General features: G+C 45.7%; 16 protein-coding genes. 9 read left to right on the plus strand and 7 right to left on the minus strand.

The annotated features are described in order from the left end of the window. Positions 1-5: 5 nt before the first annotated feature. Together NWE73_RS14920 and NWE73_RS14925 are read left to right on the plus strand one after the other, a co-directional pair. On the plus strand, positions 6-398 hold the full coding sequence (locus NWE73_RS14920) for a hypothetical protein (protein ID WP_277579144.1): 393 nt from the start codon (positions 6-8) through the stop codon (positions 396-398). Between the two features lie 22 nt (positions 399-420). Continuing rightward, positions 421-1,644: a TolC family protein gene (locus NWE73_RS14925; RefSeq protein WP_277579145.1), complete on the plus strand. Its 1,224-nt coding sequence runs from the start codon at positions 421-423 to the stop codon at positions 1,642-1,644. A gap of 41 nt (positions 1,645-1,685) precedes the next feature. On the opposite strand, the gene NWE73_RS14930 is transcribed toward NWE73_RS14925, so the two are convergent. Continuing rightward, a complete protein-coding gene (locus NWE73_RS14930; protein WP_277579146.1) occupies positions 1,686-3,854 on the minus strand; it encodes a copper-transporting P-type ATPase in 2,169 nt (722 codons plus the stop codon). Between the two features lie 284 nt (positions 3,855-4,138). On the opposite strand from NWE73_RS14930, the gene NWE73_RS14935 reads away from it, so the two are divergent. The 4 genes from NWE73_RS14935 to NWE73_RS14950 all read left to right on the plus strand — a co-directional run bounded on the left by NWE73_RS14935 (position 4,139) and on the right by NWE73_RS14950 (position 8,192). After that, entirely contained in the window at positions 4,139-5,215 is a 1,077-nt protein-coding gene (locus NWE73_RS14935; protein WP_277579147.1) for a hypothetical protein, read from the plus strand. 212 nt (positions 5,216-5,427) lie between these two features. Continuing rightward, positions 5,428-6,264, plus strand: a complete 837-nt coding sequence (locus NWE73_RS14940) for an efflux RND transporter periplasmic adaptor subunit (protein WP_277579148.1) — start codon at positions 5,428-5,430, stop codon at positions 6,262-6,264. Continuing rightward, positions 6,261-7,511 (plus strand): ABC transporter permease, encoded by a 1,251-nt coding sequence (locus NWE73_RS14945; RefSeq protein WP_277579149.1) that lies wholly within the window; start codon positions 6,261-6,263, stop codon positions 7,509-7,511. The genes NWE73_RS14940 and NWE73_RS14945 overlap by 4 nt, the downstream gene beginning before the upstream one ends. A gap of 3 nt (positions 7,512-7,514) precedes the next feature. Further along, positions 7,515-8,192 (plus strand): ABC transporter ATP-binding protein, encoded by a 678-nt coding sequence (locus NWE73_RS14950; protein ID WP_277579150.1) that lies wholly within the window; start codon positions 7,515-7,517, stop codon positions 8,190-8,192. Here the strand turns inward: NWE73_RS14950 and NWE73_RS14955 are convergent. Further along, positions 8,189-8,668 carry a DUF2127 domain-containing protein gene (locus NWE73_RS14955; protein WP_277579151.1) on the minus strand — a complete coding sequence of 160 codons (480 nt, stop codon included), beginning with the start codon at positions 8,666-8,668 and terminating at the stop codon, positions 8,189-8,191. The genes NWE73_RS14950 and NWE73_RS14955 overlap by 4 nt on opposite strands. A gap of 215 nt (positions 8,669-8,883) precedes the next feature. On the opposite strand from NWE73_RS14955, the gene NWE73_RS14960 reads away from it, so the two are divergent. After that, complete coding sequence (locus NWE73_RS14960; protein WP_277579152.1) at positions 8,884-9,552, plus strand: nitroreductase family protein; 669 nt, start codon at positions 8,884-8,886, stop codon at positions 9,550-9,552. A gap of 87 nt (positions 9,553-9,639) precedes the next feature. Here NWE73_RS14960 and NWE73_RS14965 read toward each other — a convergent pair whose 3' ends face one another. Then, positions 9,640-10,197: a hypothetical protein gene (locus tag NWE73_RS14965; RefSeq protein ID WP_277579153.1), complete on the minus strand. Its 558-nt coding sequence runs from the start codon at positions 10,195-10,197 to the stop codon at positions 9,640-9,642. A gap of 182 nt (positions 10,198-10,379) precedes the next feature. On the opposite strand from NWE73_RS14965, the gene NWE73_RS14970 reads away from it, so the two are divergent. Continuing rightward, positions 10,380-11,258 carry a LysR family transcriptional regulator gene (locus NWE73_RS14970; protein WP_277579154.1) on the plus strand — a complete coding sequence of 293 codons (879 nt, stop codon included), beginning with the start codon at positions 10,380-10,382 and terminating at the stop codon, positions 11,256-11,258. Positions 11,259-11,265: 7 nt separating this feature from the next. Here the strand turns inward: NWE73_RS14970 and NWE73_RS14975 are convergent, their stop codons facing one another. After that, entirely contained in the window at positions 11,266-11,613 is a 348-nt protein-coding gene (locus NWE73_RS14975) for a hypothetical protein (protein ID WP_277579155.1), read from the minus strand. A gap of 325 nt (positions 11,614-11,938) precedes the next feature. Here NWE73_RS14975 and NWE73_RS14980 point away from each other — a divergent pair, with 325 nt between their 5' ends. Then, on the plus strand, positions 11,939-13,051 hold the full coding sequence (locus tag NWE73_RS14980) for a BamA/TamA family outer membrane protein (RefSeq protein ID WP_277579156.1): 1,113 nt from the start codon (positions 11,939-11,941) through the stop codon (positions 13,049-13,051). A 64-nt stretch (positions 13,052-13,115) separates the two neighbouring features. Here the strand turns inward: NWE73_RS14980 and NWE73_RS14985 are convergent, their stop codons facing one another. The 3 genes from NWE73_RS14985 to NWE73_RS14995 form a co-directional block, all read right to left on the minus strand. Further along, complete coding sequence (locus tag NWE73_RS14985) at positions 13,116-13,607, minus strand: hypothetical protein (protein ID WP_277579157.1); 492 nt, start codon at positions 13,605-13,607, stop codon at positions 13,116-13,118. Positions 13,608-13,716: 109 nt separating this feature from the next. Continuing rightward, entirely contained in the window at positions 13,717-14,166 is a 450-nt protein-coding gene (locus NWE73_RS14990) for a hypothetical protein (protein ID WP_277579158.1), read from the minus strand. 513 nt (positions 14,167-14,679) lie between these two features. Continuing rightward, positions 14,680-15,573, minus strand: a complete 894-nt coding sequence (locus tag NWE73_RS14995) for a LysR family transcriptional regulator (protein WP_277579159.1) — start codon at positions 15,571-15,573, stop codon at positions 14,680-14,682. Between the last annotated feature and the right edge of the window lie 12 nt (positions 15,574-15,585).

Consider the following 15,585-nt stretch of genomic DNA (forward strand, 5'->3'; position numbering starts at 1 on the left):
AATTCATGAAACATTTATTGCTATCCTTGATCACAGTTCTATTGATTCAACCCGCGTTCGCACACGAAGGGCACGATCAAGCACCAGGAACGCTGAAAGCCTCTCATGGTGGTACTGTCCTTGCCGGTAAAGAAATCAATTTGGAATATATGACTTCAGCTAATGAAGTGAAGCTCTATCCAATCACTCATGAAGGCAAAGATCTTGCTGCTGACAAAGTCAAAATAAGTGCAACTGCAAAAGCCCCTAAAGGAAAAGCTGAAGTCTTGCAAATCGTTCCGAAGGATGGAAGTTTCGTGACCCAGGTGGATTTTAAAAAGGCCTACCGCGTGGAAGTCATTGTTACCACCGAAAGCAATGGCAAAAAAGATTCCTTCAAGTTTCAAGTAGAAAAATAGTCTTAGCGTTCGGAGTCGGTTTATGAAAAAAAGATTTCTTCTTGTCAGTTTGTTTGTGGGTTTGAAGGCCTTCGGAATGGAGGGCCTGACAAGTCTTGAGCAGCAACTGAGTGAAAAAAATCAAACTCTTGAAGCTTTAAAAAATGAATTGCGGGCTAAAGAGCATATTTTGCAGTCTTCCTACTCCAACTACTACCCCACCTTCAACGCTGTCGGTGGTTGGGGTGACAAGTATGTCGATGATCCGGGCGAACGTGATAAAGGTTATTTCGGTTATATTGACGGCCGCCTGAACCTGTTCAACGGCTTTAAGCATGTCTCGACCTCAGATCAACGCACCATTGAAGCTAAATTGACAGAACTTGAGTACGAGCAAACCAGACGCGATTTGAAGATGCAACTCATAGAAGTGACCAGCGAAATGATTTACCTTCACAAGCTGCAGGAAATTCTGTTTGAGGAAGAAAAAATAACTAAATCGCAAAAATCATGGGCCCAAAAAAAGGTCTCAGCGGGGCTCACCAGCTCCGTCGACAATCTCGAATTTGATCTAAGAGAAGATGAAATTCGCATTCAGCACAGACAAATAGACCAGCTTCATAAAGAGTCGCACTTACGACTGGTGCATTTGTTTGGCGCAGATGTCGCCGACAGCGATCTTGATAAACTCAACTTCACCAGTGTTGCCAAACTCACTGACGTTCCAACTTTTAGTCCGGAAAAAAATCTTGATAATCAAAAGGCGACTCTACAGTCAAGGCTATCAGAGGCTGAAAAAAAGAATATCAAAGCGGACTTTATGCCGACCGTGGATTTTGTGTACAGCTTCGGCAGGCTGACTCCTTCAGAAAATTCACCAATGAAATTCAACGAATCAAATTACGCACTCCAGGTTGTCATTCCATTGTTTACGGGATTTGATACTGTTTATAAAAATCGCTCTGCCGATTCGAACCTGGCTTCCAGCAAGGCACGATCCGCACAGACCCAGGTAGATTCCTTGAGTCTGTTCAATGCGCTATCAGAAAAGATCAAGGAACTCAGTGATCTCTATGTTATCAACGAAAGAAAACTTGAATCATCGAAAAAGTATTTTGATTTGACAGTCAGTGAATACAAACGCGGGATCAAGAACTCCCCGGATCTAGTGAGCGCCACAGAACGCTGGTTCTCTTCGCAAAAAAGAAAATTCGAACTATTGAAAGAGCTCGAATTGACAAGAGTCAAACTGGACAACCTTAATTAGCTGCTTGCACTCCGACTTCGTCGGAGTAAAATTCCTGAGCGCTACAAAGTCGTCCTTTTAAGTCGCAACGCATTTGCGATAACAGAGACAGAACTCATGCTCATCGCCGCAGCAGCGATCATAGGACTTAAGAGTATTCCAAAGAAGGGATACAAGATTCCCGCAGCTATTGGAATACCGAGCGAGTTGTAAATAAACGCAAAAAACAGGTTCTGCTTAATGTTTCTCAAGGTGCCCTCACTGAGGGCCCGAGCCCGAACAATGCCTACTAGATCTCCTTTAACAAGGGTTACTCCAGCGCTATTCATCGCAACATCTGTCCCCGTCCCCATCGCGATGCCCACCTGGGCTTGTGCTAAAGCCGGTGCATCGTTAATTCCATCACCGGCCATTCCCACAAAGCGTCCTTCACTCTGCATCTTCTTTACAATTTCTGCTTTGCCTTGAGGTAAAACGTCAGCAAAGTATCCGTCCAAGCCCACTTTTTTTGCCACGACCTGCGCCGTCTTCTCATTATCTCCAGTCATCATGAAAACTTTTATACCGCTATCTCGCAAATTCTGAATGGCGGAAGTCGTGGTTTCCTTGATGGGATCCAGCACTCCCAACAAGGCTGCAATTTTACCGTCAATTGTGACGTACATGACGGTTTGCCCGTCCTCTCTCAGCGCATTGGCTTGCAATTCTTCAGGCCCCAAAGACATTGATAGTTCCTGCAACAGGGACTGGTTGCCAATAGCAACAGCTCGTCCATTCACTTCGGCCTTAGCCCCTTTTCCTGTGATTGATCGAAAGTCGCGAGCCTCAAACTTTGCAGCCTGTTTTTCATCCGCGCCAGCAACAATAGACTGCGCTAAAGGATGTTCGCTGACCCGTTCAAGGCTGGCCGCCAAGGAAAGGACCTCCAGCTCAGAAAAGCCGCCAAAAGTTTGAACTGTCACAAGTTTTGGCTTCCCCAGCGTCAAAGTTCCCGTCTTATCAACAACTAAAGTATCAACTTTCCTCATCATCTCAATGGCTTCGGCATTTCTGAAAAGCACCCCCATGGTAGCTCCCCGGCCCGTCGCGACCATGATCGACATGGGCGTTGCTAATCCAAGGGCGCAAGGACAAGCAATAATCAAAACAGCCACGGAGTTGATGATTGCATGAGCCAGTTTGGGATCAGGACCGACACCAGCCCAAACACTAAAGGTTAGAACCGCGACGAGAATGACAGCAGGAACAAAATAGGAAGAGACCTGATCTACCAATTTCTGAATAGGAGCCCGGGATCGCTGTGCTTCGGAAACCATCTGCGCAATTTGCGCAAGCATCGTGTCCTTTCCGATCTTTTCGGCGAGCATTACGAAACCACCCGTTCCATTAATGGTCGCACCGATGACCTTTGCGCCCGCTGATTTTTCCACTGGCATAGCTTCCCCGCTAACCATGGATTCATCCACAGAAGATTGTCCCAACAAAATTCGCCCGTCGACGGGAACCTTTTCTCCAGGCCGCACACGCAATTGATCACCGACGTGTATGGACTCCAGAGGCACATCTTCCTCACGGCCATCAGATTGAATTATCCGTGCTGTTTTCGGCGCCAACCCCAACAGGGATTTTATGGCTGCACTTGTCTGCCCGCGGGCTTTTAATTCCAAAACTTGCCCAAGAAGAACTAATGCCACGATCACTGCCGCAGCTTCAAAGTAGAACCCCACTTCTCCGGTCAAGGAATCCCTAAAGGAAGCCGGAAAAACATCGGGAAAAAATAGTGCTACGACGCTGTAAATAAAGGCAACGGCAACCCCAAGACCAATCAATGTAAACATATTCATGCTGCGATTCTTGAGTGATTGCCAAAACCGAACAAAGAACGGCCATCCTCCCCAAAGAACCACTGGCGTTGCAAGAATCAATTCCACCCAAGGAAACAATGACTTTAAACTTTGAGAATGGATCAGATGGCGCACACCCATTGTAAGAAACAACAAGGGAACACAAAGGACAGTGCTGACCCAAAATCTCTTTCGCATCGATAGATACTCGTGATCGTCTTCGGGCTCTTCAGCGACAGACGTTGCCGGCTCCAGTGTCATCCCACAGATCGGACAATTCCCAGGTCCCGGCTGACGAATTTGTGGATGCATCGGACAGGTGTATTCAATATTCGCGGAATAAATTTCGGATAGAGGCGCAGGCGAATGAATATGATGGGGTTCCATAATCGCTCTCCTAGTTATGATCAGCTCTGCTGCCAGCAGCTTTTCAAATTTCATCTCGCGCGTTCGCTTTAAGCAATCTGATTAAGACTGGCCGGTATTATGACAAATGTTACCTTGTTAAGTTGCCTCAAATCAGTACGTGGCCGCAAACCGCGACCACACGAAACCTAGTTGTGCAATAGACAATGTCGACTTCATCAACACCTGTTTAGGCCTCAAATTGCAGGACAGCCTAAAAATCCCCTGAGTCCCAGTTTTGCAGTAGAACTCATATATCGGGGGATATGATGAGACTCAAAACAAGACAGATTTCAGCACTGACGCTAGCGACTCTACTAATCTTCGGCTTTCAAAATTGCGCGAAGGTAGGAACAAACGGCATTAATGTCGAATCACTTGCCTCAAGTGCCAATGCAGATGTTTCTCCAGTGGATACCGCAATTCCGGGAACTCCTGGCGATGGTGAAGTTCCGGTGAGTAGCGGCGGAATCGAAAAAATGAAACAAAGTTTTACAGTCAACTCCACTCAAAAAATCGACATCTTATTCGTGGTCGATAATTCAGGTTCTATGGAGTATGAACAACAAAGCATGGCATCTCGATTGAATGACTTTATTCAAATCGTCGCGGGTTTGGACTGGAGAATTTCTGTAACCACTACTGATCCAAAAAGCTCTGTTTATGGAGACGGCAACCTGGTTGCTCTTCATGGTTCTACAAACACATTCATTATGGATTCTTCTATGGACCAGATCACAGCACAAAATGTATTGGGCCAAACAATCCAAAGATCTGAAACTGGCAGTGCGAGTGAACAAGGGATTTATGCCACACGTCGTGCCATCGAAAGATCCATTGCCAGCACTGACGTAAGAAAACAGTTTATCCGTCCTGACGCCGCTCTTGCTGTGATCGTGATCTCAGATGAAGACGAATCTGCTTACAATACTAAGAATAGTGGAAAAAACTTGATCAGCTATATCGATTACCAGTTCAGCAATCGCAAAGCTTTCACGTTCAATTCGATCATTTCTCGCCCCGGCGATACAAATTGTCTCAATGGCGAAGGAAAAACTGAAGGTTATAAATATCAAGAGTTGTCTAAACTAACAGGCGGTATTATTGGTGACGTCTGTGCGACCGACTATTCTTCCCAAGTGAAGGCCATTGCAAAAGAAATCAACAAAACGGCAAAAGCCATCACTCTGTCTTGTGCTCCTGTAGACCTGGTGAATTCACCTATCGTCGTAACTCAAAACAATCAACCTGTGGCTAATTTCACAGTGAGTGGACGAAATCTGGTATTCGCGGATGAATTGGCTCCTGGAACTTACGATGTGTCTTTTGCTTGTGCAAAATAGACACACTCCTGAATCCTGAAATAACAACATAGCTTTTGAGGAAGAGCCCCACCACAAGGGCTCTTTTTTTTCGCCCGTTGCATATGTCCGACAGCACAGCTTCTTGTCTAGACTTTTTTCTGTCGAAGCATTTTAACAGAAGTCTCTTCTTTCCTTCGCCCCTGCTCTTAGAATCAGCGAAAATCCACATAGACTCTCTTCAAAATCTAATTATGAAAAAGCAGCGACTGGACTCAATCCGAAAAATTGTGGGATGGATTCGACGGCACCCCGTCAGCAGTGCTTTGATTCTCATTTTGTTTGTCTCCAGCATTCTCATGACTCAACGAATGACTCAGCGTTCACGAGGTGTTTGGTCTGAACCACTCAAGCGGGGTCCCATCATCCTTTCCGTGTATGGCATTGGCACCGTGATGGCGAATCGCAGCTACCAAATCAAACTGGGAGTCATGAAGACCATCAACCGTCTGTACGTTAAAGAAGGAGATTTCGTCCAGAAAGGGCAAAAGTTAGTGTTGATGGATCAAGAGGCCTACTTCGCCCCCTTTGCAGGAACTGTGACCTTTGTTCCGTTCAAACAAGGCGAAAATGTCCTGAATCAGACACCCGTTCTTTCATTGGTAGACCTGAATGATCGATACCTGCTGGTGTCCCTCGAGCAGCAAGGAGCTTTGCGTGTTCTTCCCAAGCAAAAAGTGCGCATCAGTTTTGATTCCATTCGCGATAAAAATTATCAAGGCGTTGTCGACTCTATTTATTCCAATGAAGGAAATTTCTTAGCAAGGATTGCGGTTGTGGATTTGCCCGCCCGAATTCTGCCTGGAATGACGGGAGATGTGGCAATTGCCATCGAAGAACATCCCGATGCCTTGCTGTTGCCAGTGGCCGCCGTAGAAAATGGCGACACTGTCTGGATTCGGAAGGGCGTGGGATTGACCAAGGCTATCAAAATAAAAACAGGCATTCTCGATCGTGATTTGATCGAAGTTTTAAGTGGCGATTTACATGAAGGAGATAAGGTTCTGATCAGAAAGCAGGTGGGACCATGATTTTTCTGGCAATTCGCTATCTCATCGAGCGCAAAAGACAGACGCTCTTAACCTTCCTTGGCGTCTTTTTGGGAACCATGGCTTATGTCGCCGTTTCCGGATTCTTCCTGGGCTTTCACGTCTTCATTGTGGAGCAATTGGTCAACAATGCCGCCCAAATTCATATTCAAGCCCGAAAGGACTACTTGAGTGCACACCAACTGGATCAAGCGTTTTACGAAAACTCTTATCGTCATGTTTTCTGGTACTTCCCGCCTTCGGGAAATCTGGGATATCTCGAAGTTCAAGATCCGCAAAGTTGGTATGAGCGACTGGCTCGAGATCCACGGGTCGAGGCTTATTCACCCCTGTTGACCACTGCCGCTCTGTTCAGTCTATCAAAGATCTCAGTTTCAGCAGTCCTGATCGGTTGCAATCCTATTCAACAACAAAAAGTAACTAGCATCGCAGACTATGTGGTCGATGGACATTTTCGTGATTTGGCAGTCGGCGGAAATCGCGTGATTCTGGGTGATGAGCTGATGAAACGCCTGGGAGTGGGAATCAATCAGACCGTGAGGGTTTCGGTGGGAACTGGAAATGCCTCCCCCTTCAAGGTGGTGGGCCGCTATTACACAGGAAATCGTTTCGCCGACTCACAAGCCTATGCTGCAATCAATGATGTTCAACGACTGAATGGAACTCCCAATCAAGTGAATGAAATTGGGGTTCGTTTGAAAGACTATCGACAGGCGGCCGCCATCGCCACGAATTGGTCCCGCATTGCTCCCGAGCGAACTGAAAGCTGGGATCAACAGAATGCCAATATCCTCTCAGTATTCCGAATTCAAGATGCCCTGCGATTTTCAATGATCGCAACAGTGGTCATTGTGGCTGGTTTTGGAATTTACAATGTTTTAAACATGACCGTAAATCAAAAGCGTCAGGACATAGCAATTTTGCGTTCGATGGGCTATGACACTTTCGACGTGGTCATGCTTTTCTTTTCACAAGGCTTAATTCTTGGAGTCCTTGGAGGAGCCTGCGGTCTGTTCGCGGGATACTTCTTCTGCCGCTATTTGCAAACGATCCCCTTCATGCCTGCAGCTCCGGGCAATCCTCAAGGCTATTTGCATATCTCGTTGGACTCTGCGATTTATATTCAAGCGGCTCTGGTTGCTTTGATCTCCTCATCTCTGGCTTCTATTTTACCAGCCCGAGCGGCGGGGCGCCTGACTCCGATTGATATTATTCGAGCGGGAGGATAGTCCATGGGTATTGTTGTCAACGACATCACTAAATCCTTTGGTGATCCTCCAACTTATGCTCTGAATGGCATCACACTGAAAATCGAGGATGGGGAATTTGTCTCGCTGTCTGGAAAGTCCGGATCGGGCAAAAGTACATTACTGTATATTTTAAGCAGTCTGGACAACCCCACGCTGGGGAAAGTTCAAATTTCCGGCCGAGAGGTCATTACAATGAACTCTGACGACCTGTATGAGTTTCGCAATCAAAAGATGGGATTTATATTTCAATTTCACTATCTGATCGGTGAGCTGACCACTTTGGAAAATATATTGATGCCGGCTAGAAAGTTTCAGCAGGAAGCAGAAAAACTTCCCGAAGCCCGAGCTCTTCTCGAGCAATTTGAATTGCACGAGAAAGCTTCTCGCTATCCCCGACAACTATCAGGAGGTGAACAGCAACGCGTAGCCATTGCCCGAGCGCTACTGATGAAACCACAATATCTCTTCGCGGATGAACCCACGGGCAGTTTGGATACAGCCAATGCGGAAAAAGTCATGACAATCATTAAAGAGGTCAACCGAGCACAGGGAACCACGGTGGTCCTTGTGACCCATGATCCCGACTATGCAGCCATGGCCCAAAGACAGATCCAACTTGCTGATGGCCGAGTCATCAAAGACCAAACTAGCGCTGTCTAGTTCTTGACGCTAGATCTGCTCCTTTTATCCTCGAGCTGTAGATACGCAATATAAAGAAGCACCAAGATATTTGCTATGGTGATCAAGAGTTTGAACCAGGTAAAATGGGTGAACATCTTATAGAATTCAAGAGGAAGAAACAGTCCGCTGGAAATGATAACAAGCCACTTTGCCCATTTTCTTTCCTTCCAAAGACCAAAAGCTTCAATAAATCGAAAAAGGCTATAAGCTAAAACCAAGGATACACCTTGCACGACCTGTCGATCTCTGACACCGGATAAGAATAACAAGACTGCATGGGGATACTGACTGTGGGGATTCATACCAAAATGCCACAAAAACTTTTCCCCTAAGGCTTGAAAATCACCATGAATGAAAACCAGCAGCTCAAGACCTATGACCAAAACCACGATCCCCTTCAGAGCTTCAAAAGCGGCAATTGCGTGAAGACCTTTGCGATGTGATTTCTGTGTCATTTCCGATGAAGCCCCCCGCCCTCCTACAGAGTATCTGTCTTTCCATGGCTGCGAAATATCCTGAGTCAAACAACAGGTACTTCTCTTCTCTTTTTTGACAAAGACCCAGCAGTGATTCGACATTTTTCCGCCAAATATTTGGCTCTGCATTTAGCCCTGACTATCCTTTGCTAAAGACTTTTATGAATATTTAAAAAATTATGAAGGGACGATGCATGGACAATATGGAACCTATTCAAAGCTCGACCGGTGAGGCCTCCAAGATGCCCCCCATTCAGCTGCTGGCACCAAGTCATGATATCGGCAATTCCGTCTTTGCCGCTTTCAACGAACGCAAGACAATCCGAGAAATCAGTGAAAGACCCCTGTCCCTGCAGGTGCTATCGAGCCTTCTTTGGGCTGCGTATGGAGTCAATCGAAAGACCGGTCCGTTTGGTATACCTGGTAGAACGGCCGCATCAGCGAGCAATTCCCAAGAAATAGATCTTTATGTGGCGATGAGCGAAGGTGTCTTTTTGTACGATGCTTTTAAAAGTGTCCTTCAGCCAATTTTAGCAGAAGACCTCCGGGCTCGCGCCTTGAATCCCGCTCAAAAGGGTTTTCAAATGACGGCTCCTGTTCAGCTCATCTATGTAGCTGATCTGCATCGTTTGACCCGCACGGCGGGATATAACGAACCCGGGCTGCATGAGGTGGACGTTCAAAAGTCTTACTACTTCGTCGACACAGGCCTTATTGCCGGCAATGTCTATTTATTTGCGGCGGCCAATGGCCTGGCAGCTTGGTTCCACAACTGCGACAAAACGATTGATGAAAAGTTAAAGCTTACAACACATCAGCGTGTGTTGTTTGCTCAGTCCGTGGGATATCCTGGAAAACAATAGCCAGGATAATAGTATGAGGCTTTCGGGAAACATCAGGGCCTATTTAAAGCCCTCACTCTTCTGAGGGCTACGTTTTAGAAGATCGACCTATAGATCACAATCGGGACTCCACGGTGGGCAGGCACCTCGCGGCCAAGTAACTGTTCTATAGCTGACGGTACGACTTGAGCTTCCTTGCAGGTTGTAACCGAGAAACTGACTGCTGACTTCAATGACCTCACGGTCCATGACATCAATACCGCATGTGGTTTCATTGCAAAACTCCGAGTAGTCCAAATGGTACGTAACAGCTCTTTTCCGAACGTTATATGCCAGCTCCACAGATGATTTGTTGCGAATCAACTCCGTTATGACATTCAAATTCCTTTGGCATTCTTCAGCGTTTTCTAAGTAAAAATGAACATTGTCGATATTGTCCTCGGAAATATTGCGAAGTTCTGGAGCCTTTAAAATCAACCCATTCACCTCACAAGAAAATCCGCCTTTCGTCAGGTCGACAGTGATTTTTCCATTGCGTTCTTCGCCGTACTCCAGTGGTGAAGATTTTGCCGAGGTCGCTACAAAACCAGAGTCAACGCGATCAATTTTCGCGAAGGCAAGCCCTGGAAGCACTACGATCAGTAACATTGACAACCTTGAAATCATTTTTTCCTCCTACAGGAAAGTTTTGTGATGCTTTCAACTTTATATCCACAGTTGAAAGCTCGGTTTTTGGCAATTCTTCAGGATAAGTCTTCGATTCCCGGGAACTGCGACGTGCTTAGGGATACCTCTGCTTAGTAAATTAATAAAATTGATTGTTTATATAAATATGATATATTTTATATATGAATAAGTTTGACCTGAATTATCTTAAGTACTTCTACTTCGTCGTGACACTCAATGGATTTACCAAGGCCGCCGACAGCCTTCATGTCCAACAGCCCGTCATCAGCAGAGCCGTCAAACTTCTGGAAGAACAGCTGGGCTTTAAGTTGATTGAACGCCAGAAGAAGCAAGTCATCCTGACCACCGAAGGCAAAGAGATCTTTAAGATGGCACAGAAGATGTTCGACAGCGCCGATCAGATTTCGGCCTTTGCCAAAGAACGCCTGGGAAATATTTCTGGCGATCTCTGTTTTGCGACATCCGATTCTCTGGCACCAGAGATCATGGGTCCCATTCTTAAGGCGTTCATTCAGCGTCACCCCAGCATGCGCCCTATTCATCACGCGGGGCCAGCAAGTTTGTTACTAGATAAGATCAGTGCGGGAGCCATAGAGTTCGGAATCTTTTTCAACGTGCCAGAACTTCCCATGGACTTGGAAAAGTCTAAGCTCGCCCATGTCCCTTTTGATTTTGTGATATCCAAAGAATTTGCGAAAAACAAAAAGACGACAGAGTCTTTTATCGCTTCAAAAGAACAAGATGACGAGGAGTCATTCAGGCTTCCCCTCTTTCAAAAATACAGATCTCATCACAAGAATGTCTCTATCGCAGCCATCTCCAGCAGCTCGATGGCAAGAAAGGCCATGGCCATCAGTGGCGTTGGCGTCACCATCCTGCCGCGCTTCCTCGTTCAAGAGGATATCAAGAAGGGACTGCTCAAATCTTTACATGAAGGCGAATACTCATTGCCACTTTACTTGGTTGAAAGAAAAAGCTCTTACAAATCAAAACTCAAAAATGAATTACTCAGCCTTATGAAAGATATGGTTGAGGCCTAGAAAAGATCTACTCTTGACTCATTCCCAGATTTTTAATCACCATCAGTCCCGTCACCACTAAGGCAACACCAACCCACGTGAAGGAATTGAACTTCACCTTGGAAAGAATAACGGGAATATACAAAGAGCAGACCGTGATCGTAATATCAAAGGCCAAGGAAAGCCAAAAAATTGACTGTGAAGAATTAAGAATTCTCAACCCCAATAGCCATAACAAGTTCGAAGTCAGAGCCAGCGCCAAACCCACCAAAATAAAATACTTAGAGTTGCGAAGGCCCTCGTGATAGCCGATATAGGTGTACAGGCTGTAGGTGACAAAAACGGATAATAAAATTGCAATAATTTTTGAATTCATTAACATTGATCATCTTCGTAAATGGTTTTGAATTCAACGCTTCTGAGGAATTGGCACAATGAAAACTATCAAAGGAAAATTTGAAATCAGGCCAACACCCTTACCCGCTGACGAAGGAACACGCAGATCAGAGCTGAAACGCAATGCAACACCGCCGCCGCAAGTAATTGTTCCAAAGTACTAATTGTAGCCTCGAAAATCTAATTCGATCTCCCCCACCGTCGCGCATGTTTTTGCTAAAACACAGAGATTTTTTCATTCCTTTAACTAGCCACATAATCAATCCTAGTTAGGACTTCCACCTCAAAGAGCTCTAGGAAAACATATGCGTTTAGCTGTCATTATTTTCCTCTTGGGAATCACACTGCTTCAGTTCCCCGCTCTGGGTTACCCTCTGCTATCACAACAGACAAATTCAACAAACAGATCCATTGATCCACAGACTTCCGCAGAAGACAAAAAAATCTACGCACCAGACTCCCCGTGGTTGATCTTACCTTTGCTTTCTTCAAATCCAAAATTGGCAACGGCCGCTGGTCTGATGACGGCCTATCTTCACAAGTTTGACGAAAAATCGCGAGCTTCTTTGTTTGGAATTTCCGGCAAATACAGTTCAACGGATTCACTCGTTGCCACCATTTTTGCCAAGGCCTCATGGAAGGAAGACCATCATCGTCTGGTAACCAGCCTTCTGGTCGGGCAAATCAATAATGAATACCAGAATTATTTGGAATCAGGACAAACCGTCAACACCCAGGACAAAATTCGGGCTGCCGTCTTCCGCTATCTATATCGATTTGGTGGTCATTGGTACGCTGGTGTGCAAGCATCGCTCACCAACTATGAGCTCCTAGGCAAATCTGCCGCCGAAGATGAACTTTTAGATATAGTCGGGCTAGTCGGATATGAATCGAAAGGCATTGGTTTGGCATTTCTATACGACACCCGAGATAATGATTTCAAACCAATGCGCGGTTGGTACCTTAACGGCAACAATTTAGCCTATCAAGCGAGTCAAGGAAACGGTGCCTTCTCAATATATCGTCTGGACATTCGGAACTATATCCCACATGGACAAGCCAATGTTTTGGCCCTAAGACAAAGAAATCAATGGTCTTACGATGCTCCAAAAGGAGCTTACTCGCCCGTCTATTTACGTGGCTACACCCCTGGAGAATTTTTAGCACAATACATGTCATCTATTGAGATAGAAGAACGGCTGTCTCTTTCTGAAAGATGGACTTCAACTGGCTTTGTCGGTATGGCAAAACTTTATGGCGACGGTGCAGATAGATATGACAATACGAATTTCCCAGCGGTGGGACTGGGACTGCAATACATCATGAAGCCCGCCGCGGGAATAGTCGGCAACATGGAATATGCCGTGGGGAGAGATAACAACTCAGGATTCTACATTAAGATGGGATATTCTTTTTAAGGCCCACAAATTTACTTCGAGCCTTCACCTATCTTAATCCCGACATTCATTGAATCGGCGCGATTCACAGGAAGAGGTTCGTGCAAGAGCGAACTTCACGGTGAGGCTTTGAGCTAAGGATTTTGTAAACTTCATCAGGGGAAATCCCCCAGCCGTTTCCGTTCTTCATGAATGTGGGTGACAAATCCAAAATTTGCGCGACCAATTTAGAACAATACGTAGACTTGGGATTTTCCCAATAGTCAGAAATTGAAAAATGCTTTCCAAACTCTGCTTTGTATTTCTCTAATGGAACATCCTGATCGATCTCTATAATAGAATAAAGATCGCCGATCTTACGAACATCGTCGACTTCCTGTACTCCGTAGTAAGGGTGCGCATTGAGCCATTTGTCGTTGTACTGGACGGCGACATGATAAAGTTGACCACCCGCCTCGATAGGCTGGAGCTGTCCATCTTTTGTCCGATGCTCAAAAAAGGCCACCTGGACTTTGCCATAGCCACTGCAGCTTAGAATAAGCGTCGCTAAAAATGAAATGATAAAGGTCAACCTCATAGGGCCTTATAAAAGCAAACCACGGGCCACCTTATCTCTTAAAGCAAAAACGAAAAAGCCGAGGATTTTCGTCCTCGGCTCAATGATTATTTGTGATCTAAATCGCCTACTACTTTAACTTACAAGTAAAAGTGTCGATATTTCTTTTTGGAATCAAACCGCAGCGATATGACATTGCAATAGTCACTTCGTCTTTGCTGACTTTTGCCACAGTGACCAAACCTCTCGCACTCATGAAGTCTCCACAAAGGCCAGACTTAGAAGGATTGCTTGAGTTCGTTTGCAAAACAACTGCAGAGCCTTGCTGTTCCGCTTTCTCTACAAAATCACCCAAGATAAGCATAGTGGAAGCATAAGCATCACGTTGTACGATGCTCAGAGCGTTGTCCTCTTTGCTCACCTCAACAGTACAAGCAAAATTTCCTTTTTCGTAGGCGTTCGTGCCTTGACCAGAACGACCATTCAAAGATTGAAGTTTGCCCATATCGAACGCGGCATGTGCGAAAGAACCCACAAGACAAAGTGGCAAAACGAAACCAAGTGCTTTAGAAATCTTCATACTATTCTCCTTTGTTAAAATGATGCCGTTGCAAAGTTGGTGGGCTGAATTACCCTAAACTCCATAGCAACGATCTATTCGAGGAACTTCTAATACAACAAGCATTCCCGCGCCAAACATGATTAATTTGCTTATAAGGCTGGGGCGACCGTTTAAGCCACAATGTAAGACTTAAAATTGTCACCGTTCACTTAGTTTCAGGGAGCAATTTTAGAGAGGTAAGTTGCTGGAAATTCATAGATTCTCTTCGTAAAAGAAAACTCTCAAATTGAGACATTCGCCAATTGCATAGTACAAATATATCGTAAATCAGCTTTACGAGTTCCATGAGATCGTCAGTTTATAAAACCGTCCTCTCACTCATTTACAACTGAAGGGGCACAGTGCTTGCTTTATCCAGTTGTATGACACGATGTATTTTATTGGCTCTTTTTGCGACTTCTCTTACAGCTTGCAGCACGGCTTTGACAGTGTTTCACACTTATTTAATTCAGGTCTTCTGGTTACCTCGCATCACATCCACTGCGCGCGAAGCCTGTCCAGAAATCTTCTTCCTGGCAGACTCATGACCTTCCCCTTGCGAGTGACCAGCCACAGTTTAAATACATGTGGCTCCTCGATAGTGACTTCATGAAGATGGCCATTCTTAATTTCCCGCTCCACCATAAAGCGCGAAAGATAAGCCACTCCGCCACCGGCGAGACAAATTCTTTTTTGCTCTTCCTGACCGCTGACTTCAAAACCAATGCGAGGCATTTCTCCGAAAATCTCGAACAGCACACGCGATCCCCGCTTTTGGCCAAGAGCCCCGATGGAAGATATATAGCCGACTTTGTTCAAAACCTTCTTAAGCGTCGCCGCCTGGTTAGGCCCTTTGCATTCTTGCCATACCTCAGGGTGGACAACCAAAGACATCGGCTCCGCGTGGAGAGCTTCATAAGCTATCTGTGGCGTTACCACCTTGGCAAATGAAAGACCGAACTCGCAGTCATCATTTAAAACGGATTCAATGATCTCATCCGGCGCACCTATAGAAACAACCGGAACAACCAAAGGGAAGTCCTTGCGAAAGTTTTGCAACGGCTGCAACAAAAGATAGTTCACGATATGATCGGTCGCGGCCAACCGCAAAGGCCCTTCGCAGACCTCCTGACTCCCGCGGCAGACCTCATTGATCCGATGGACCGTTTGAAAAATCTCCTCACACAGACGGAAAACTTCCGCGCCCTTGGAAGTCAACTTAACCCCCTGCTTGGAGCGATCCAACAGCTTCACCCCGGCGCTTTCTTCAAGCAGGGCCACAGAGCGACTGAGAGCGGATTGACTGATATGAAGCCTCTTTGCCGTCTCCGTAAAGCGCCCGTCTTTGGCTACTTCGAAAAACACCCGCAAATAATTTAGCTCCATAGAACCTCCGTC

The organism is Bdellovibrio svalbardensis, from assembly GCF_029531655.1.
Classification (GTDB): domain Bacteria; phylum Bdellovibrionota; class Bdellovibrionia; order Bdellovibrionales; family Bdellovibrionaceae; genus Bdellovibrio; species Bdellovibrio svalbardensis.